The sequence below is a fragment of the Haladaptatus caseinilyticus genome (genome assembly GCF_026248685.1).
Taxonomy (GTDB): Archaea; Halobacteriota; Halobacteria; order Halobacteriales; family Haladaptataceae; genus Haladaptatus; species Haladaptatus caseinilyticus.
The window spans coordinates 1,310,307-1,330,439 of the sequence record NZ_CP111036.1 but is presented as its reverse complement, the minus strand read 5'-3'; the positions used below and the strand labels follow the sequence as shown (position 1 = coordinate 1,330,439).

Genomic DNA, 20,133 nt, shown 5'->3' with positions numbered 1-20,133 from the left:
TCGGAAACGCGGGTGAGAAGAATCATCAGACCGAAAGAACTGGTTGACTGGCGTACAACAGCACGTACTCGGCAGCCTTTTCCAACACTTCGCCGGGTTCGCCGGAGAGGGGTTCGCGCGGGATGACGAGGAAGTCAGCGTCGATTTCGTCGGCACAGTCGAGGACGGCACTGCCGGGGTGCTGGAGTTTTCTCCGGGTCGAGAAGCCGAGCGCGATGGAGTTGCGGAGTTGGATACCCGCGTCGTCCGCGACGGCGCGGGCGCTGTCGATGAACGATTCAGTTTCGACGACCACATCGTCCTCCTCGATAGCACCGGTTTCGACCGCACGGGTCATCTCTTCCCCGAGGACGTAAAGCGCGTGGACGCTCGCGCCGTACTTCTCGGCGATGGAGACTGCGCACTCGATAGCCCGCACCGATTCGTCGCTTCCGTCAACCGGAACGAGCACTGTGTTCACTTCGACTGGCGACTCGGTCATATGCGTGGGTGGTACGCAGGTAGGCAAAAAAGCTTCTCTCACAGTGTCTCGGTGGGGGGACTAACGGCTGAAATTGATCGCTTCCGAGTAGGGGTCGTCAATAGCGTAGAACTGGCCGTGTGATACCAACAAACCGCAATCGGATGTGATTGCGGTTTGGGTGCAACCTTGCCCCGTCGGGCATGTTGCCAATTGCTAACATAGTATTTAGTGATTTGGATTAGCGCAATATATTACCTCAGCGTTTAAGAGCGATGCAGAAGGAAGGGGAAACAATGCTAGATACCGTCGTCATTGCCACTGATGGCTCGGAGAGTGTCGAGCGTGCGGTTACGGTCGCGCTCGACCTTGCGCGCCGGTTCGATGCGGAGGTTCACACCCTGTACGTCGTAGACACCGGTGAGGTCGAGTCGTCACCCGAAACGCTTCGAGAGGAGCTCCACACCGCCCTCGAATCGCAGGGCGAGAGGGCACTCGAATCGATACGCAAACACGCCGACCGCGAAATCGTCACAGCGGTGCGTGAAGGCGACCCAGCCGCGGAAATCCGCGAGTACGCTCGTGACCACGATGCGGACGTGGTCGCAACGGGTACCCGAGGTCGCCACGGCGAGAACCGATTCCTCATCGGAAGCGTCGCCGAACGCGTCGTCCGTACCTGTCCGACCCCGGTGCTGACGGTTCGGCAACTCGACCCTAGCGAAGCCTGAACGAACTTCAGTACATGCACGATATCATATCGACTAGTATCGATAGCATCGTTCATGTCACACGTGACCGTCAAGAGTTCGTGGGGGAGAACCGCCGAGAACGACACCATTCCCACGGATTGAAGACACCAACGTCTATCAAATATTCCGTCCGTCGTGGAATATTCTATTCTGTTTGATAATATATTTATAAAATCTTGAGAAAGTAATAATAGACGATTAGTTACTATACAATTCATAGATGGTGAGAGACAATCAAACCAAAAAATCGAACGGTTCGAAAATCGAAGCGACGAGTTCGCGTCGGAGTTTTCTACTGAAATCTGGAGGGGCACTCATGGCGGCGACGGCAGGATTCGTGGGAACCAGTGCGGCGAGCGAAACGCAGCCATCACACACGATCCGAAGCGGAACTGAAGAGGAAACCGAAGTGTACGTTACTGACACCGGCAAGCCGGGGCCGACGGCGGTTGTCGTCGGTGGGCTTCACGGTAACGAACCGAGTGGATACCTCGCGGCCGACGACGTAGCGACGTGGTCTATCGACAAGGGGAAACTCGTGGTAATTCCGCGCGCGAATCCGGTCGCCATCGAACGTGGAACGTACTCGAACGATAATGGAAACCTGAACCGGAAGTTCACGCCCGGAAAAGAGCCGAGAACCGCACTCGCAAGGTCGATTTGGAGCGCTATCGAGAGATACAACCCGAAGACGGTGCTCAGCCTCCACAGTTCGAACGGTATCTACCGCGAAGCCGAAGGACCGGACGGCGACGGGCAAGCCATCTATCCGACGCTCTCTTCGGGAGCGGACGTGGACGCGACGATGGCTGCGGAGTATATGAATCGGTACCATCTGGACAATTCGTTCCCTGAATACTACGAATTCAAACAGGGCAATTCCCTCGACGGCGACAGCCCGCTACTGATTCATAAAGTCGGTGCGGACTTGTACATCCCCGGTTATATCGTGGAGACGACGCGATACGGGACGTCACTCGATACGCGAGTCAACTGGACGTTGAACATCGTTCGCCACCTTCTCCGTCGGAACGGAATCGACCGCACCTACGAATAGCCGAATCGTTTCGGCTCGTCCGCAGAACCGGCAACTCTTTGCGCCGCGCGTCTGAGAGATGGTATGAAAGATTGGGTTATCGACGACGAAAATCTCTCTCTCGAACGGAAATCGATGTTGCCGGGCGAGGGCTTTTTTATTCCCGATTCGGTCGAAGAACACCGCGAAGAACAGGAAGCAGAGGAAACGCTGTCCGGTGCCGACGTAGCAGTCGTCGCAGACCCGGACGCCGATGGACTGGCCGCCACGGCGCTCGTCCGCGAGGCGTATGGTGAAGGCGCGCTCATCGACGCGGGGCCGCACGACCTCGACGACGCACTCGAACGCGTGGTCGCCTACAGCGAACCGGGTGCGACCATCTTCGTCTGTGACCTCTGTCCCGACGCGTACGAAGATATCGCGGCGGAGTTAGAGGTTCTCGTGGACGAGGCCGATGAAGTGTTCTGGTACGACCACCACCAGTGGGACGACGCCGTCGCCGACGCGGTTCGCGCCGCAGGCGTCGAACTCGTCGTCGGCGAGTCCGAGGAGGAGTGTACCGCCGACGTCGTCGCCCGCTCCCTCGACTACGAGTTCCCGGAGTACTTGGTCGAACTCGCGATCGTTACGCGGGACCACGACCTGTGGCTCCGTGAAGATCCACGAAGCGACGATCTCGCGGACTACTCCTACTGGTCGGAACCCGAGGAGTACATGGAAGTCATCCAAGAACACGGTGCGGACCTCCCCAAAGAAGTAGAGGAGTTCCTCGCCGAGCAGCGCGTGGAGAAGGACGCACTCGTCCAGCGGGCAGTCGAACGAGCCGATATGAAAGAGATCGGCAACTGGACCGTCGGCGTCACGTACGGTCGCTGTTCACAAAACGAAGTCGCAGAAGCGATGCGTGAACAGGGCGCGGACGCCTCCGTAGTCGTCAAACCCGCCGGAAGCGCGAGCATCCGCGGCACCGACGAGTTCCAACGGTGCCACGAAGTCGCCCGGCAAGTCAACGGCGGGGGCCACCCGAAGGCCGCAGGGTGCAAGCCGAGCATCTACGACGATATGCTCGATTATGCCCACCACTGGACGACTCAGGGTGCGGTGGCAAAGCAGGTGATTCTCGAGGCGTTTTGGACCCTAAAACACGAAGACGACGAGCAGGAAGCGGAAAAAGGCGAATCGAACGAATAGAACGAAGGACGGGGTAACGAATCGCCGACAGCAACGGAACCGACTCGTGCCGTTTAATTCGGGGCGCAACGACTGTCCGCTATGACCATCTTCGGCACTAACACCGCCATCATCGGCATGGTTCACCTCTCGGCTCTTCCAGGTTCCCCCGGATACGACGGCAATTTCGATGCCATTCGAACGCGCGCGCTCACTGACGCTCACGCGCTCGAATCCGGCGGCGTGGATGCCATCATGGTGGAAAACTTCGGCGATTCGCCGTTCTATCGCGACGACGTGCCGAAACACGTCGTCGCATCGATGACCCGAATCGTGACCGAACTCCGGCAGGCCGTTAGCTGCCCGCTCGGCGTCAATGTCCTGCGAAACGATGCCGAATCCGCGCTGTCGATTGCAACTGCTAGCGGTGCGGATTTCATCCGCGTGAACGTCCATACGGGCGCACGGCTGACCGATCAAGGCGTCGTCGAGGGGAACGCACACGAGACGCTTCGCCTCCGCGAGGAAATCGGTTCGGGCGTTACAATCCTCGCCGATATCGACGTAAAACACTCCGCACCACTGGCGGAGCGACCACTGGACGAACTGGTGGCCGAAACCCTTGGACGTGGGCGGGCCGACGGGGTAGTCGTAAGCGGCGTCGGAACGGGTCATGAAGTGGATACCGACCTCCTCGAATCGGTCGTCGCGGTTCGAGATAAAACCGGTTCGAGTGCACCCGTGCTGGTCGGCAGTGGAACGACGACGGAAAACGTGGCGGACTTGTTAGACGTTGCTGACGGCGCAATCGTCGGAACGGCGCTGAAATCGGGCGGAAAAACGACGAACGAGGTGGACGAGTCACGGGTTGCAAAACTCGTTTCGCGAGTTCACGACCGGAACGAATCGTAACACCTTATCCGTGTACTATCTCGAGCGACGAAGGGCGGTACACATGGAACGTCGCCTCACCTCAGGCGTATCGCTCGGGATTTGCTTCGAACGTTTCTGTGCACCCCCTTCCCTCGCAGAAAACGTCCATTGTGCCTTCGTACTCGACTTGCTCCGGTGGGTCGTCCGCATCGACTTCCATACCCCAGACGGGGCAGTCAGCCATCATTGTCGATCACTTTCGGAGCACGAGTCGCTTGCCGATGATCGTTGTGGACGGGGAAGAGGTGCTTCGATGCGGATGTGACACTGTTCACTTTCACTCCCCTGTTTGCGCCTGTTTAACACGATGCAACCCGTATAGCCCTCGATGGCCGCAACAGACGAACTCGAAACACTCACTGGTGTCGGCCCGACGACTGCCGAGAAACTGCGTGCGGCCGGCTTCGGCTCGTATCGGCAACTCGCAATCGCGAGTCCGACCGAAATCGCCACTGCCGCCGAACTCGGCGAGTTGGTCGCTGGAGACATCATCGACGAAGCACGCGAACGAGCGGAACTCGGTGGGTTCGAAACCGGTGTCGATCTCCTCGAACGACGGTCGAAAATCGAGAAGCTCCAATGGCTCGTCCCGGCAGTGGACGTCCTTCTCGGTGGTGGCGTCGAATCGCAATCGATCACCGAGGTCTATGGCGCGTACGGAACGGGAAAATCACAGATCACCCACCAACTCGTGGTAAACGCTCAGCTTCCGCGCGAACACGGAGGATTGGGAGGGAGCGCGGTCTTCATCGACAGCGAGAACACGTTCCGTCCGGGTCGAATCGATGATATGGTTCGGGGACTCGACGGTTCCGCGAAGACCGCCATGATGGACAGACACGGTGTTGAAACGGAAACCGACTTGGTCGAGGCGGTCCTCGACACCATCTACGTGGCCGAGGCATTCAACGCGAACCATCAGATGCTTCTCGCCGAGAAGATCACTGACTTGGCGACCCGCAGTGCCGAAACGAGGTGGCCAATCCGCCTCGTCTGCGTCGATTCACTCACCGGTCTCTTTCGTGCCGAATATCCCGGCCGGGGAAATCTCGCGGAGCGCCAACAGAAGCTCAACAAGCATCTCCACGACCTCGTACGGGTCGCGACCCTCCACAACGCCGTCGTCGTCGTCACGAATCAAGTCCAGTCGAACCCTGACGCGTTCTTCGGCGACCCAACGAGACCGATCGGCGGCAACGTGCTCGGACACGCATCCACGTTTAGGTTATATCTGCGACGTTCGAAAAAAGACAAGCGAATCATCAAACTGGTCGATGCACCGAATCTCCCGGACGGTGAAGCCGTGTTTCGAATCACAGGTGACGGGGTGAAACCGGAGTAGCATAACACGAGCGACGGAGTGTGGTGGCCACAATCGTTTCGGCAGACCACCACTAGACATAGTGGGTGAGAAAAACGGAACAGACACGGGAGAACGTTCGTCCCGAACGAATCCGGTTACACGGGACGGGACAGGACTTATCGATCGAATGACTCCCGTTCAAGCTCGACGGAAATTCCTTCGCTCCGCCGGTCTCGCCACCGCTTCACTTCTCGTCGGATGCTCCCAAATCGCCGATTCGACCGGCGCTGAGTCCGGGGAGACGGCCACCGACTTTACCGCGAAAACCAGAAACCGGGCGAAAAACCTCGGACGCACGGTCCGAAGGTCCGTCGTACGGATAGTGGACGGTGACACGGGGGGCACGGGATGGATCGTCGAAGACGGATACGTGCTCACCAATTCGCACGTCGTTCGAGGATCGGAGGTCGTCGATATCGAAACGTTCGGCGGGCGAACGGCGTCTGCTACCCGCGTAGGGTTCCACGAGGATTTCTTTCCCGATATCGCACTCCTCGAAGCCGACTTCGAAACGCCACCGCCACTTCCGATGATGACGAACGCACTACCCTCGAACGGTGACGAAGTGCTCGCAGTGGGACATCCGAAAACCGTCGGCGACTGGGTGATCAGCTTAGGGAGGTACGATTCGTACAACCCTCGCGCCGATTGGATACTGGCTACAATTCCGACCGGAGATGGAGATAGCGGCTCACCATTACTGACGATGGACGGTTACGTGGTCGGATGTATCAACGGGACGACGCCGAACGCAGTCGGTCCGGAGCGGTCGAACCGTTCGGAAGCGGTCTATACCGCGTACCCAAAGCGGGTTACGATGGCTACCGCGACACCCGCGAAGACGATCAGCAAGTGGCTGTCGGAGTGGCGATGAGCACACCGGTCGTATCGACATCATTCGGTACGGTGTGCAACGAGTAGATAGCGTTCAGACACCGCTCACAGATTCGGTGATGGCAAAAATAATACCCCCGTTATCCCCCGAATGCCACCCATTCATCGGCGGAGATTCTGCACCGTTGGCGAGTTCGAGGTTTCGCGACAGAGACGGGATTCACGAGACCAACGGGAAATCGATTTCCGAGGTCTCGAAACGATTTGTCGCAGTTATGCTGCGCACTGTTCGTTTTCGTTGCTCGCTTCCGACTCCGCGACCTGCGCGTTCTGGTTGACCTGGTAGTTGAGCTGTTCCGCCGTCGCACTACCGTCGTCCTCGGCGTACGCGATTGCGCTGTACTGCTCGTTGACGTTCAACTGCTCGACGTACTGTTCCTGGACGATGTTGGCGATGGCCGTCTGTTCGCTGACCTGCTTGCCACCCTTGTCGTAGCTAACCGCCCACGAACCGTCGCCGTTGGCGTCCATGCCGTTCAGCACTGCAGTTGCCTTCTCGGCACCTTCGTTGATGTTCACCGCAACTGCCTCGGCGATCTGTGCGTTGAAGTTCGCCTGGTAGCTGGCCTGCGTGGCCGTCGCATCGCTGTAGTCGAGGGCGACGGAGACGGCGGCGTTCTGCAGGTTGATGTTCTGCTGGCTGACGTCCTGGAACTGGTCGATCGACGCCGAGGCACCCTGCGTGTTCGACTGACCCTCGCCGTTGTCCGCTCGCTTAACGTCCGATTTCGAGAAGTCGCCCTGCATGCTGGCGTTTGCAGAGACTTCGGCGATGGAGTTCGGTTCGAAGTTGATCGCCGTCGCGTCCGCGATCTGTCGGTTCACGTTGTACTGACAGCTGACCTGCCACGCCTTGGCGACACTGCCGTCGCCGACCGCGATCGCCACTGCGATACCCTGCTCGTTGACGTTCACCTGATCGACTTCCTGTGACTGTTCGACCGACGAGTCGGCACTTTGGTCGTCACCGTCGCCGATGTTCGCTGCCACGGCCTCGGCATGCTGAACGTTTGCGTTCTTCTGGTAGCTCCGCTGGAACGACCTGGAGTAACTGCCACCCTCCGCGATTGCGACGGCGGTGCTCTGACTGTTGTAGTTGAGCTGTTCGACCTCTTGTTCCTGGTCGATTTCCGCTTCGGCGGTCTGCTCGCTCTCGTACGTATCGTCAGCGACGACCCATCCGGAGAATTCACGCGATCCGCCCTCGTCCGCGAAGACGATGTACACGTGCTCCATGTTCTTGAAGGAGTGTTTCTTGTCCTCCTTCTGGATGTTTATCGACTGTGCGTTCCCTTCCTGCGTGTTGGTGTTGTACTGGTAGGTACGCTGAATCGCGTCCGCCTCGCCACCGTTGATGGCGATTGCGACGGCGTTCTCCTGCTGATTGACGTTCAGTTGATCGACGTCCTGATACTGGACGACCTCCGAGGAGGACTCTTGCGAACTCGATTGAATATCGCCCATTCGGTCTTGCAACCACGATTCGAGGTCGCTTTCCGACGTGTCAGCACCGAAGACGAGGTAGACACTGTCGCCGTCTGCGTCCGTGTACGACTCAGCGCTCGACGACGCCGAAAATGCCGTACCGAGACCGATTCCGGCCGCTACCATCCCTTTCAAATAGCCTCTGCGTTTGAGCTTGCTCTCACTGCCGTTGTTTTTTGACATGCTACGAAATGGTGGAACACGGATTCCTACTTCGTTATGAGTCCCCTGACGGAATAATAATACAGTAATCACTACCTACAACGGTCTTAGACCGAATAATTATTATTCGAATGACGAAAAATACATGTTTACCGGAGGACTTGTTAATTCACCATAACATAAATTAGGAAAGGGCAGACAATAGTACGAGTTCGGAGCGGAAAGAACAAAACAGGGGATAGTAACGAGCATATTTCAGTCGGCGGAAAGAGGACATCGTGGAAAATCCGGGCCGTATCGAGGAGCATATAGCGACAATGGTCAGCCAAGAAACCAGTGATAGAATCGATTGCGCGTCGTTGCCGCCATGACCGTGTTATAGAATACCAATGACATCGTCATGGATCGTGAAAGCGAAGTAAAACCGCAGGCAAGCGGAGGGCTTTTCGTCGAAGTAGAGATAGTTCTACGGTCTGCGAAACACGTAGGTAATCCCTGCGCGTTCGATTCGAATCGTACCGGCGCGATGGTCAAACACGAGCGAGTCCGCTCGCCCATCAAAATCGTGCAGTGGCATTCCCGCAGTGACGTGGCCATCACGGGTAATGGTAAATCGAGCAACCCCCATTCGAGCGATGAGTCTCGTATCGTTCGTATCGACGTTCGAGGCGAATCGGTGGAGGTTGTCCGCGATTGCGTCCCAGTCGGAAACGGGTACGCGCGTTGCCATGGAGAATAGACATTCGCAGACGTCAAATCGGTATCGACGGGGGAGGGAAAATGCGTCGTTTATTCGTCCGACGTATCGTGAACACACTCGACGTCCGAAAAGTGAAAACGAACACCACCATCGTTGCTTTCTCCGATGTGCATCGTCCAGTCGTGCGAATCGGCGATTTCCCTGACGATGCTCAGACCCAGTCCGGTGCTGTTGGCGGTCGAATAGCCCGATTCGAGCACTTTTTTGCGCTCCGCCTCCGGAATACCAGGGCCATCGTCCTCGATGTAAAACCCGTCCTCGGTGATTCCGACCGAGATGATAACACCGTCGCCACCGTGCTCGACCGCGTTTCGAAAGAGATTGGCGAACAGTTCGGTCAGTCGGTCACCGTCGGCGACGATTCGAATCTCGGGAAGTTCGAGACGAAGTGTCGCCTCGTCACTCTCGATGCCGTCCCAGACACGTTCGGTGAACTCAGGGAGCGAAACGGATTCGAGGTCGAGTTCCTTCTGACCCTCGCGAGCGACTTCCAACAGATCGGTGATGATAGCTTCGATGCGGTCGGCAGCGTCTTCGATCTTGTCGAAGTGCTTTTCGTCACCCGTTTTTCGAGCAACGTCGAGATAGCCGTAGATGATACTCAGTGGACCGCGAAGGTCGTGTGAAACCTTGCTTGCGAACTCGTCCAGTCGTTCGTTCTCCTGGAGGAGTTCTTTTTCTCGCTTCTTTCGTTCGGTTACGTCTCGGACAGCACAGACGTACTCGTCTTCCGCGACGACTGAAACCGAAATAATCAACGTGAGCGATCCACCGTCGTGGTGTCGGCCAGTCAGTTCACCGGCCCACTTGCCCTTCGAATCGACGGTTGGGACGATATCGGACTGGAGACGCTCGCTCGATTCTGCTGTCATCGTTACCGTCCAATCGCGACCGATGAGGGTTTCTTGGTCGTATCCGAACAAGTCCGCATACGCCTCGTTGACGTAGTTAAAATCGAGCGCATTTGTCAGAAGGGCGATTCCTTCGTGTGTCATCTCTATCGCGCGGAACCCACGGTGAACCTCCTTTTCGGTCCGACGATGCGAGACTGCGTGCTGAATTTGGGAACGAAGCGAGAGCAACCCGACGTCGTCCCTCCCTTTTCGGAGATAGTTCGTCGCACCCGCGGAGATGGCCTGGCTGGCGACATCCTCGCTCCCGTTGTCGGTAAAGAGGATAAACGGCAGGTTGGGATAGTACTCCCGAACGACATCGAGGAGTTCCAAACCGGAGTTCCGTTCGGGGTCGTAGTCACTAACCACGCAGTCGATATCCGTGTCAGACTCGAAGAGGTACTCGATTGCCGTCTCGTTGGTGGTGACGGGAATCACGTCCTCGATGTCGTCTTCGCGTTCGAGGAAGAGTTTGGATGCTCGTAGCACCAACTCATCCCTATCGACGTGAAGAACTCGAATGCCGGAGGGGAGGTTCCTATCCGTCGAAATCCGTTCTACATCCGGCATGCGGTTCTCTGTTCGTTACCGGCCAGAAGACTTATATTTATCTTATTGATTTCGAGTCAACAGTTCACGGCCATTCCGAACCGGTCGAGAAGATATTGAGACGGTCCTATCGCTCACCGGCGACCCACTTATCGGAGAACGCAGTTCCACACTCGCAGTAGGCGTATGCGTGAATGACGTCACCCTCGGCGTAGAGTCCTCCGACATCCTCGTTCTGTTCCTCGGCGAACGCGAAGACGAACTTCACATCGTGGCTACCGTCCGGACACTCACCGGCAGAGAGATCGTCGGCGATCTCTCCCTCGGTTCCCATCGCCTGTTTGGCGAAGTTCATCGCCTCCATTCCCGTCGCTTTCTGAAAGACGCTTCGGCCAGTTTCGCCCGAAACGATGAGGAGCGTCCCATCGGGAACCGACTCGCCGTAATCGGCGACCGAATCCTCCGAGACGAACGAATCGGCGAGAAAGAGCGCCACGTCATCGGGGCGCTCACCTGCTAAAAATTCGGCTCGTGCTCCATCGCTCATTCGTCTTCCACCTGCTTTGCGATGTCCGCGAGGCTCTCGTTCGGTGCTTCCGTTGCCTCATATACGGCACGTTCGCCCGGATGGCGAATCCCATATTTGAACCCCTCCTCGACAATATCGACGAGGACGGACCCGCCGAACTGACGATTACTCTCGGCGAACCACTCGGTGAGTCGGTTCTCACCGTCACCCGGGTTTCTGGCGATCCGGGGCGTGTCGTAGAGGCCGCGGATCAAGCGACCGTCACCGGTCAGTGGACGCTCGATTCGGGCCCGATACTCGGAATCGTCCATGACGAATCGAACGATTTCGTCCTCCGGAAACGCGTCCGCTTCGTCCGCCGAAATTTCGATTCGTGGACGATTCGTCGCGCCTGCTTGTGCCATCGTCGCCCGAACAGTATCGGTCGTTTCGCTCGAAACCCGCTGGGTCATGGTGATGAAAAGACAGTGTAGGTGTTTGAGTACTTCGACGGATTATTCGTCGGCTTCTTCTTCGTCGCCGCCCTCGCCGTACAGTTCCTCGACGGACTGGTCGCCGCGCTCGGCGATTTTGACGTTCAGTTGAGCGACCGCCTCGCTGATCTGTTTGCCGCGAACCGAGATACGGCGTCGCTCACCGTCTCGCTCCGGGTTGTAACCGGTTCCGCCTTCGAGGAGCACGTCCTTGAGGTTCGGTCCGTTGACGTCGCCGCGCATCGGTCGGCCGGCGTTGTCCGAACCGCCCGTGATTTCCACCGTGTAGCCGTCAAGACCGACGGCACCGCCGTCTACGTCCTCGCCGATGGATTTGTTGAGGAATCGGTTTGCGTCCTGTCCGTCGATTTCGCGTTGATAGGCCGCTCCGGAGTCGGGGTCCGCAACGACGACCTGAAAGTTTGCCATACGGAAACGATATCGGCCGTTCCGTAAAAGGAATACGATTTTGGCTCCGCACCCCCAGCGATTGCCGACTCCGATCGGATCATCTTCGCACCGTAACCCCAGGCCACGTGAAAACTGACGATGGTGAACCGACGGGCATCGATTCGGTCGAGTGGTAATGAATCGCCGAAACCACTTTCCAGCGGGGCGTCGTGCCAGTGATGGGGGAGCATGGCCGAGGCTTACTATTTCGTCAGCGATCTGCACGTAGGGGGCGACGAACAGTTACAGGAGTGCGAGTTCGAAGCCGAGTTCATCGGATTTCTGCAAACGCTCGAATCGACGGACGAGGACGCCGAACTGATAATTCTCGGAGATGCGTTCGGACTGTGGGAGTTCACTGAAACGGACGGGATACAAAAGTTCGACGAACTGGTTGACCACCACCCGAAGCTGTTCGAGCAGTTCCGTAAAACCGGCGAGAACGTCACCATCACGCTTATTCCCGGCAATCACGACGCCGAACTCGCGGGATACTCCGAATACATCAAGCGACTGCGGGAGTTCAACGTCGAACTCGATCCAACGCTCTCGCTGGAACGAACCGTCGCCGACCGGACGATTTGGATAGAGCATGGGATGCAACAGGATTCGCACAACCGAATGCCGGAGTTCGGCAACCCGCGGGCGAACCCGCTCGGTTACTTCGTGAATCGCCACATCACGAGCAAGGCCGGACAGCTTTCGGGTCGAGGGAGATACAACTGGCTGAAGGATATCCAATCGTTGACGCCGCTCGAAGAGATTCCGGACTGGATCGCGTCGAACTACTTCTACCGCGAGATGAGTCCCTTCCTCCGGTATGCCGCATTGCCGTTTTTGTTGTTGTTCAACGTGAGCCTGCTCTATCTGGTCGTCCTCATCGTCGGGGATAGCGGTCTGTTCGGCGCGAACGCGGCGACGAAAGCGACCGGCGAGATACTCCGGGACTTGGGATTCGTCGGCAGCCTTATCGAGTTCGTCTTCTTGGTCAACCTCGTCGTCGTCAGCCTCCTGTTCGTCATCTCGATTCCGCTGTACTTCTTCGCGCGCGACGTGCGGAAAACGCTCGAACGGTTCGACCTCGTCAGGTCGGAGAAGCCGACCGAATCGCCCGACAAGACATACGTCGAAGCCGCCAAGCGCGTGTTCCGAGAACGTCCCGACGTTGCGGCGTACATTTACGGTCACACCCATCGCGTCTCGCTCACGAACGTCGGCGAGCGCGTCATCATCAACACAGGAACGTGGCTCAAGCGACTGCACCGAACCCCGACATGGATAGGGTTGCTTCCACCGGTCTACTACCCCTCGTTCCGGCTGAATTACTTCCGGATCTGTGAGGAAGACGGCGACGTGCTCGTCGAGTACCACACCATCCAAAAGGAGGCGCCGAAGGAGCTCACGCTGCTGCAACGACTGCTTTCGCGCAAGCCGAAATCGGATCCAAAGATTCCGGAACGAACGGTCATCGGGGGGTCAAAACGGGAAGTCGTCGAATCGGCGTCGAAGGAGTAAATAGACCGTGACTTCGTCCGGAAAGGGTTACCGCGCCCGGACGACCACGGTGTCGGCGACGTGGTCACCGATTCGCTGACGGTCGTCGGAAACGAGCATGACCACGAGACCGACCGCGTAGCTCAGAATCCCGTCGATGACCCGAAGCAGGTTGCGAGCGAGCGACGAACCCATCGAAATCGGTTCCCCGCTTCGTTTGACGACGACGATACCGAGGAGTCGCTTCCCGAGCGTCTGTCCGAACAACCCTTCGAGAACGATGAAGTAGCCGGTAAATCCGAGAATGATGCCGAGCCATACTCCCGCCCTGCCGAGAACGGCTGCGAGTCCGATGCCGAGGACGACTGCCGCAACGATCGAAAGGACGTGATCGATGATGAATGCGAGGACACGACTCAGAATTACGTCTTCTTGTGTTCCCATGACTGGTTCTGGCATTATCCTGACCACTGGAGTTGGTCGGGATAAGTTTTCTGTCCTTCCTACTGAAATCGATATTGGAGAAAACCGAGATCGGCAGGGGTTACTGGGTAGAAAGCGACCGGAGGGAGCGCTCGAAGCGCGCAGCACGCGTCGCGGGAGTCGAGAATGCGAGGGCTTTCTACACGGTCGTTACACAATCGACGAGCGAGAGCCGTGAAAATCGGAAAAAGAGCCGCCTTAGAACGGATACTGTCGCTGGTTACGCTGCACCGAGATCCATTTTTCCTGCGTGAGTTCCTGCACGATGGCGTCGCCGTCGTAGCGACCGATACCGGAGCCTTTCACGCCGCCGAACGGAACGTGGGGCTCCTCGTTGATGGGTTGGTCGTTGATGTGAACCATTCCGGCGTCGATGGCGTCCGCGAGGTCCTGCGCCCTCCCGAGGTCGCCAGCGTGAACCGAAGCGGCGAGGCCGTATTCGGTGTCGTTGGCGAGTTCGACCGCCTCCTCGTCGGAGGAGAACGGGATGACCGGCGCGGTCGGTCCGAAGGTTTCGTTGCACGCCGCGGCCATGTCGTTCGTCGCGCCCGAGAGCACGGTCGGCTTGACGAACAGCCCCTCGTGGTGACCGCCGGTTTCGAGGGTTGCACCCTCTTCGACCGTCGATTCGATGTAGTCGAGGATCTGGTCGCGCTGACCCTCGTCGATGATCGGACCGATGACGTTGTCGCGGTCGGTCGGGTCGCCGATCGGCAGCTCCTCGGCGCGCTCGGTCAGTTTCTCGACGTACTCGTCGTATACGTTCTCGTGGACGAGGTGGCGATTGATGGAAATACAGACCTGACCCTGGTGGAGGAACGAACCGAAGACTGCGCTGTCAATCGCGGCATCGATGTCGGCGTCCTCGGTGACGACGTGGGGGTTGTTCCCGCCGAGCTCCATCGCCGGTAGTGCGAGGTTCTCCGCCGCGAGACTGGCAACCCGTTTTCCGACGTCGGTCGAACCGGTGAACGCCATCACGTCGAGTTCAGGATGGGAGGCCATTCGGTCGCCGATGTCCGAGCCTTTTCCCGTGACGACGTTCAGGACACCCTCCGGCAGTCCCGCTTTCTCGAACAGTTTGGCGATGAGCAGGCCACCCGTGACGGGAGTCGGGGATGCGGGCTTCAGCACCACCGCGTTGCCGAGCGCGAGTGCAGGGGCGACGGCGCGAATCGAGAGGTTGAACGGGAAGTTCCACGGCGAGATTACGCCGACGACGCCCATCGGGATACGTTTGACCTGATTTTCCTTGCCAGGAATCATCGAATCCTTCAGGTTGCCACCGACACGGAAAGGGAACTCAGCCGCCTGCTGAGTGATCCCGCGGGCGGTCTGCCATTCGGCGAACGCCTTCATGTTCGCGCTTCCTGACTCGACAGCCAGCGCCTGGAGGATATCGTTTCGGTGCTCGTCCAACAGGTCGAGTGCCGATTCGATAACGCCGATCCGTTTCTGTGGCGGTTGGTCTGCCCAGTCGGATTGTGCCGCCGCCGCAGCCTCGTAGGCACGGTTTACGTCCTCTTCGGTTCCCGCGGGAACCGACGTGATTCGCTCACGCGTCGCCGGGTTCGCTACGTCGATTTCGTCGCGGTCACCACCCTCGACCCATTCGCCGTCGATGTAGAGCGCGTTCCAGTCTCCGTCCGCGGTGAAGTCTCTGTCCGACATTCGTTTTCGAGTCCGGTCTTGACGCCGATAAAGAGTGGGGAATCGGCGGTCGTGTGGTGTTTTCTTGGGTGCATCTCGAACCGACGAAGAAAAACCACGTCGGTCACTACTGGGAGTAATGAACATCCAGTTTCTCGGTGGCGCACACGAGGTGGGGCGAAGCGCGATTCTCGTCAACGACTCGCTCCTGCTCGATTATGGCATGCTGACCGGGAATCCACCGCAGTTTCCGGTTGGCGATGTGAATCCGGATGCTGTCGTCGTCTCGCATGGCCACTTGGATCACGTCGGCGTACTTCCTTCCCTTCTGTCGGGCGACGACCGACCACCGATACACTGGACACCGCCGACCCGCGAATTGGCCCTTCTGCTCGCGCGGGACACGTTGAAACTCCACGGCGGGAGCTACGACTGTCCGTTTACGGAAGCCGACCTGAAGCGACTCCGGCAGGTATCCGTTCCCCACGGGTATCGCGAGACGTTCGAAGCCGCTGGCCACGAAGTCACGTTCTTCGACGCGGGGCACATCCCCGGAAGCGCGCACGTCCTCGTCGACGATGGCGAGACGAAGCTACTGTACACCGCGGACTTTCACACCGGTAATCAACAATTGCTATCGGGAACGACGGCGCGGCCGGACGCCGATATCGTCATCTGCGAGAGCACCTACTCGGACGTGGAACACGGCGACAGGAAGGAAGTCGAAGCACGATTCGCCGAAAGCGTGAAAACGACCCTCTGGGAAGGGGGGACGGTCGTCGTTCCGGCCTTCGCTATCGGACGAACACAAGAGATGTTGCTCGTCTGTGAGGCGCACGATATCGATTGCTACGTTGATGGGATGGGCAAGGAGGTGACCCGAATGCTCCATCGGAATGCCGAGTTCGTCCGCGATGGTGATGCGCTCAAACGAGCGATCTCCAACGCGCGATTCGTGACGGGCAAGAACGGCCAGCGAAAACGAATCGCGAGGAAGAACACGGTCATCGTGACGACTTCCGGGATGCTTTCCGGCGGGCCGGCGATGACCTACATACCTGCAATCCGCACCAACCCCGTCAACAAAATCACGATGACAGGGTATCAGGTCGAGGGAACGCCGGGGAGGGAACTGCTGGATTCGGGGCGGGGCGAAATCGATGGCCGAGTGATGCCCGTCAGCGCGCAGGTCGAGTCCTACGACTTCTCGGCCCACGCTGACCGGAACGGCCTGCTCGACTTTTTGGATTCCTACCGGGATTCGACGGTGCTCGTGAATCACGGCGACAGATGCGAAGCGTTCGCCGAGGAACTGCGAGAAGAAGACTTCGACGCGAGTGCACCCGAACTCGGGGAGAGCTACGTGGACACTCACTGAGGACGGACGAAGGCAAGCATCGACAGATACCAGTGGTGACATGCCGTCACTCCGACACCCGCAACGACTTCAACAGATGAAAACATATCCACCGATTCCAAACACCGACGACGCACCCGAATCCATGTTCGAAGGTGGCCACCTTTGGATTCAAGAAAAGGTAGACGGCGCACACCTCCGTTTTCGACTCCAAAAAACCGGGGTACTCCGGTTCGGCAACCGGAACCGCGTCTACGAACCCGACTCGATTCCGACACCGTACCAGCACGCGGTTCGGCATATCCGTGAAAACGTAGACCGGTCGGCGCTTCGGTCGGCAGTCGATACCGTCGAATCGATCGTCTTCGTCGGCGAAGCGATGCACCAACACACGATCGACTACGACTGGAGCCGAACGCCGTCGTTTCTGGGATTCGACGTTTGGTCCGAAACGAACGAGCGATTCCTCTCGCCCGACCGGGTCGAGGCGGTGTATGGCCGTCTCGGCCTTCATCCCGTAAACACGTTCGAAAAGGAGGTTCGAGCGGTCGATTTCGACCCCGACGAGTACGAAATCCCGCAGTCGAAATGGTACGATGGGACGGCGGCGGGAGCCGTCATCCGAAACAAAACGGGGGACCATGCCAAACTGCTGGCGGCCGATTTCGGCGAAGAAGAGCGACGAACCTCGATAGACGCGCCTGCTGACGAGATAGCCCGACGGTACGCAACCGAGAAACGTTTCGAGCGAGTTGCGACGAAACTCGAAACCGACGGCCGGCCGGTTACCGTCGACTCATTGTTCGAGCGTACCTTCGAGACCGTCGTCCGTGAGAATCACGCTCGACTGTTCGACGAGACAGCGGACGTCGACGTGCAGGCGTTTCGGTCCGAACTCGCCTCGCTCACGCAGCAGTTCGTCTCGAAACGAGCGTAAAATACCCGAGACGGAGGACGGTCTCGCCGTCCGGACTCACTCCTTCGTCTCCGGAAGGCGGACGATGTCCTCCGGATTTTGGTAGGCGTAGATGACGATATCACCCTGTTTGCGTTGCTTTCGAAGCAGTTCCTCGCCTTCCTTTCGGTCGATATTGGCGATTATTTCGAGCGCGGTCAGAACGTCTGGTTGTGGAATTCCCGCATCACCCTCCGAAAGCTCCCGACTCTCCAGCATCACCCGCACGTAGTCGGCGATGTCGAGCGTATCGGCCAACCGTTCGTGCCACGAAAGTGGATAGATGCTGATGTTGTCACCCATTCGATAGAACACGTCGTCGGAAACCCACGTCATCGAATCGGTTAGCCGTTCGTCGAGCAGCTCCTCAGTCCGCTCTCGACTGTAGCCGAGTGCATCGGCATAGGCGTGAAGATGGTCCATCGAGACGCCCGGTTCGTCGTCGAGGTGGCGTTCGAGATACGTCACGAAATCCTCGATATGGTAGTAGCGGTCGTGTTCGGCGATGTCTTCGACCAAGCGTTCATCAACAGTTGGCATACTGAACAGTTCGTCGGACGAGCGGATAAGGCTCTGCACAACATTTCTGAGAGATGGCTCGTTACCCCTACTCGTGGCATCGCCTGTTCCATACGAATACGCCCACTGAAACATCGGCGACGGACGAGTGGATGAATCCCGACCGAAAAACCACACGACCACTGGCGGGAGTTCGATCGGTTCCGACGTGACGACAGGCACGATCGCAGAGGTTTTCAAAACGTCAGGTGTGACGATGACGACGGCATGCCGTCGTCATCGTCGTCTTCGTCCTCGATTCCGCCCTCGTGAAGGAAATCACACGTCCTATCCGTGAGATAGATATCGTCGTCTTCGACAGTCACATCCACCGACAGGAGGGTCGATCCTTTCGCTTTTCCGTTGTCGCAGTGCCCGGAGCAGGCGTCGAACATCGACCCGTGCTTGGGACAGACGATTTCTCCGTCGCGCATGACGGCACCGAACCCTCTGTCGAGTCGTTGATCGGTTTCGTGCTGGCAGAAGTTGCGCCACGCCGAGATGCAGTCTCCGCCGTTCACGAGAATCACCTCCACCTCCGAGCCGTCCCGTTCGCGAATCGTGAATAGAAAGGAGCCGTTTTCGGGGAGTTCGTCGACCGTCGTCAACCGCGTAGCGTCCGTGGCAACCATGGGAAACCAATCGCATTCACGACAGTTAAACCGTACTTCTCGCAGGGGGTTATTCCGTCGTGGCTTTCGATTGGGGAAAGCCGTACGTCACACCCGTCAGCCCCTCCGAAACATCCCAGAGACGGCGAGCCAGTTTCTCGTCGTAGGATCGCTCACTCGACGGTTGAACGTCTGGCGATCCGCGCATGTTCATCAATCCGCTGGGGCCGACGTACTCCCCGCCGATGAGTTCGTCCGCGGTCGCGGCGTAGAGCATCGGAAGTGCACCGCGTTCCGCACTCTGGGCGAACACCGCGTTTGCGAGGCCCATCGCCCACAGTCGAATCAGTGAGCCTTCCCGTTCCGGTCCACGTCGTTGCAGATCGGTGCTCGCGTATCCCGGATGGCAGGCGAGGCTCAGGACGTCCTCGGTACCCGAATCCGTGAGTCGGCGGTCGAGTTCGTAGGCAAACAGCACGTTCGCCAGTTTGCTTTGAGCGTATGCCGCCCACTTGTCGTACTCCTGCTCGCCGTGCAAGTCGTCGAAGTCGATGTCGCCACGTTCGTGGAAGCCACTGCTCTGGGTGACGACACGTGTCTCCCCCGGCGTTTCGAGAAGCGAGTCGAACAGCAGACCGGTCAGCGCGAAGTGGCCGAGATGGTTGACGCCGAACTGCAACTCGAAGCCGTCCTCGGTTTCCGTTCGTGGAATCGCCATCACACCGGCGTTGTTGCAGAGGACGTGCAGGTCGTCGTACTCCGACTCGAAGTCGTCCACGAAGGAGCGAATCGACTCGCTATCAGCGAGGTCGAGTTCGCGCACGTCGAGTGTCGCATCGGGGAGTTCCGTGAGAATCCGCCCTTTGACCGTCATCGCGTGGTTCGTCCGTCGGCACGCCATGACGACGGACGCCCCGTTTCGAGCGAGCGCGCGGGTCACCTCGTAGCCGAGGCCGCTGTTCGCACCCGTGACGATGACCGTTTTGTCGGTTAGATCCGGCAGTCGTTCCGTCGTCCAGCGTTCCGGGTTCGCCATGGAACCGTCTACGACTGCACAGTACAGAAAGCCATTGCCCGACCTAGTTCGGAACCGCGTTCGGAAGAGCAGTTCAGAAC

22 protein-coding genes are annotated in these 20,133 nt (G+C 58.4%); 9 read left to right on the top strand and 13 right to left on the bottom strand.

Going from position 1 to position 20,133, the window contains the following annotated elements:
- Positions 1 to 25 precede the first annotated feature (25 nt).
- The gene (locus tag OOF89_RS07325) at positions 26 to 481 is read right to left on the bottom strand and encodes a universal stress protein (RefSeq protein ID WP_266074723.1); all 456 of its coding nucleotides are present in this window, start codon (positions 479 to 481) and stop codon (positions 26 to 28) included.
- 275 nt (positions 482 to 756) lie between these two features.
- Here OOF89_RS07325 and OOF89_RS07320 point away from each other — a divergent pair, with 275 nt between their 5' ends.
- The 4 genes from OOF89_RS07320 to OOF89_RS07305 all read left to right on the top strand — a co-directional run bounded on the left by OOF89_RS07320 (position 757) and on the right by OOF89_RS07305 (position 4,330).
- Entirely contained in the window at positions 757 to 1,191 is a 435-nt protein-coding gene (locus OOF89_RS07320) for a universal stress protein (protein ID WP_266074721.1), read from the top strand.
- Between the two features lie 337 nt (positions 1,192 to 1,528).
- Entirely contained in the window at positions 1,529 to 2,269 is a 741-nt protein-coding gene (locus OOF89_RS07315; protein WP_266074719.1) for a M99 family carboxypeptidase catalytic domain-containing protein, read from the top strand.
- Positions 2,270 to 2,332: 63 nt separating this feature from the next.
- Entirely contained in the window at positions 2,333 to 3,439 is a 1,107-nt protein-coding gene (locus OOF89_RS07310; protein ID WP_266074717.1) for a DHH family phosphoesterase, read from the top strand.
- A gap of 81 nt (positions 3,440 to 3,520) precedes the next feature.
- Positions 3,521 to 4,330, top strand: coding sequence for a BtpA/SgcQ family protein (locus OOF89_RS07305; RefSeq protein ID WP_266074714.1), 810 nt, complete (start codon positions 3,521 to 3,523; stop codon positions 4,328 to 4,330).
- Between the two features lie 61 nt (positions 4,331 to 4,391).
- Here OOF89_RS07305 and OOF89_RS07300 read toward each other — a convergent pair whose 3' ends face one another.
- Positions 4,392 to 4,538, bottom strand: a complete 147-nt coding sequence (locus OOF89_RS07300) for a YHS domain-containing protein (RefSeq protein WP_266074712.1) — start codon at positions 4,536 to 4,538, stop codon at positions 4,392 to 4,394.
- A 141-nt stretch (positions 4,539 to 4,679) separates the two neighbouring features.
- On the opposite strand from OOF89_RS07300, the gene radA reads away from it, so the two are divergent.
- Positions 4,680 to 5,693, top strand: a complete 1,014-nt coding sequence (gene radA / locus OOF89_RS07295) for a DNA repair and recombination protein RadA (protein WP_266074710.1) — start codon at positions 4,680 to 4,682, stop codon at positions 5,691 to 5,693.
- Positions 5,694 to 5,841: 148 nt separating this feature from the next.
- Positions 5,842 to 6,588, top strand: a complete 747-nt coding sequence (locus OOF89_RS07290) for a S1 family peptidase (protein ID WP_266079705.1) — start codon at positions 5,842 to 5,844, stop codon at positions 6,586 to 6,588.
- A gap of 233 nt (positions 6,589 to 6,821) precedes the next feature.
- Here OOF89_RS07290 and OOF89_RS07285 read toward each other — a convergent pair whose 3' ends face one another.
- The 6 genes from OOF89_RS07285 to OOF89_RS07260 all read right to left on the bottom strand — a co-directional run bounded on the left by OOF89_RS07285 (position 6,822) and on the right by OOF89_RS07260 (position 11,888).
- Entirely contained in the window at positions 6,822 to 8,276 is a 1,455-nt protein-coding gene (locus OOF89_RS07285; protein ID WP_266079703.1) for a hypothetical protein, read from the bottom strand.
- 445 nt (positions 8,277 to 8,721) lie between these two features.
- Complete coding sequence (locus OOF89_RS07280; protein WP_266079701.1) at positions 8,722 to 8,985, bottom strand: hypothetical protein; 264 nt, start codon at positions 8,983 to 8,985, stop codon at positions 8,722 to 8,724.
- Positions 8,986 to 9,044: 59 nt separating this feature from the next.
- Positions 9,045 to 10,478: an ATP-binding response regulator gene (locus tag OOF89_RS07275; RefSeq protein ID WP_266079700.1), complete on the bottom strand. Its 1,434-nt coding sequence runs from the start codon at positions 10,476 to 10,478 to the stop codon at positions 9,045 to 9,047.
- 106 nt (positions 10,479 to 10,584) lie between these two features.
- Positions 10,585 to 11,004 (bottom strand): DUF5807 family protein, encoded by a 420-nt coding sequence (locus tag OOF89_RS07270; protein ID WP_266079698.1) that lies wholly within the window; start codon positions 11,002 to 11,004, stop codon positions 10,585 to 10,587.
- Positions 11,001 to 11,438: a DUF7112 family protein gene (locus OOF89_RS07265; protein WP_266079696.1), complete on the bottom strand. Its 438-nt coding sequence runs from the start codon at positions 11,436 to 11,438 to the stop codon at positions 11,001 to 11,003. The genes OOF89_RS07270 and OOF89_RS07265 overlap by 4 nt, the downstream gene beginning before the upstream one ends.
- A gap of 42 nt (positions 11,439 to 11,480) precedes the next feature.
- Positions 11,481 to 11,888 carry a 30S ribosomal protein S6e gene (locus tag OOF89_RS07260; RefSeq protein ID WP_266079694.1) on the bottom strand — a complete coding sequence of 136 codons (408 nt, stop codon included), beginning with the start codon at positions 11,886 to 11,888 and terminating at the stop codon, positions 11,481 to 11,483.
- Positions 11,889 to 12,098: 210 nt separating this feature from the next.
- Here OOF89_RS07260 and OOF89_RS07255 point away from each other — a divergent pair, with 210 nt between their 5' ends.
- Entirely contained in the window at positions 12,099 to 13,424 is a 1,326-nt protein-coding gene (locus OOF89_RS07255; RefSeq protein ID WP_266079692.1) for a metallophosphoesterase, read from the top strand.
- A gap of 27 nt (positions 13,425 to 13,451) precedes the next feature.
- Here the strand turns inward: OOF89_RS07255 and OOF89_RS07250 are convergent, their stop codons facing one another.
- On the bottom strand, positions 13,452 to 13,862 hold the full coding sequence (locus OOF89_RS07250; RefSeq protein ID WP_266079690.1) for an RDD family protein: 411 nt from the start codon (positions 13,860 to 13,862) through the stop codon (positions 13,452 to 13,454).
- Between the two features lie 222 nt (positions 13,863 to 14,084).
- Positions 14,085 to 15,557, bottom strand: a complete 1,473-nt coding sequence (locus tag OOF89_RS07245; protein ID WP_266079688.1) for an aldehyde dehydrogenase family protein — start codon at positions 15,555 to 15,557, stop codon at positions 14,085 to 14,087.
- A 118-nt stretch (positions 15,558 to 15,675) separates the two neighbouring features.
- Here OOF89_RS07245 and OOF89_RS07240 point away from each other — a divergent pair, with 118 nt between their 5' ends.
- Positions 15,676 to 16,914 carry an MBL fold metallo-hydrolase gene (locus OOF89_RS07240; protein ID WP_266079686.1) on the top strand — a complete coding sequence of 413 codons (1,239 nt, stop codon included), beginning with the start codon at positions 15,676 to 15,678 and terminating at the stop codon, positions 16,912 to 16,914.
- Positions 16,915 to 16,990: 76 nt separating this feature from the next.
- The gene (locus tag OOF89_RS07235; RefSeq protein ID WP_266079684.1) at positions 16,991 to 17,830 is read left to right on the top strand and encodes an RNA ligase family protein; all 840 of its coding nucleotides are present in this window, start codon (positions 16,991 to 16,993) and stop codon (positions 17,828 to 17,830) included.
- Between the two features lie 36 nt (positions 17,831 to 17,866).
- Here OOF89_RS07235 and OOF89_RS07230 read toward each other — a convergent pair whose 3' ends face one another.
- The 3 genes from OOF89_RS07230 to OOF89_RS07220 all read right to left on the bottom strand — a co-directional run bounded on the left by OOF89_RS07230 (position 17,867) and on the right by OOF89_RS07220 (position 20,053).
- Complete coding sequence (locus OOF89_RS07230; RefSeq protein WP_266079682.1) at positions 17,867 to 18,388, bottom strand: hypothetical protein; 522 nt, start codon at positions 18,386 to 18,388, stop codon at positions 17,867 to 17,869.
- A gap of 215 nt (positions 18,389 to 18,603) precedes the next feature.
- Positions 18,604 to 19,038 (bottom strand): Rieske (2Fe-2S) protein, encoded by a 435-nt coding sequence (locus OOF89_RS07225; RefSeq protein WP_266079680.1) that lies wholly within the window; start codon positions 19,036 to 19,038, stop codon positions 18,604 to 18,606.
- Between the two features lie 49 nt (positions 19,039 to 19,087).
- Positions 19,088 to 20,053 (bottom strand): oxidoreductase, encoded by a 966-nt coding sequence (locus tag OOF89_RS07220; RefSeq protein ID WP_266079678.1) that lies wholly within the window; start codon positions 20,051 to 20,053, stop codon positions 19,088 to 19,090.
- Between the last annotated feature and the right edge of the window lie 80 nt (positions 20,054 to 20,133).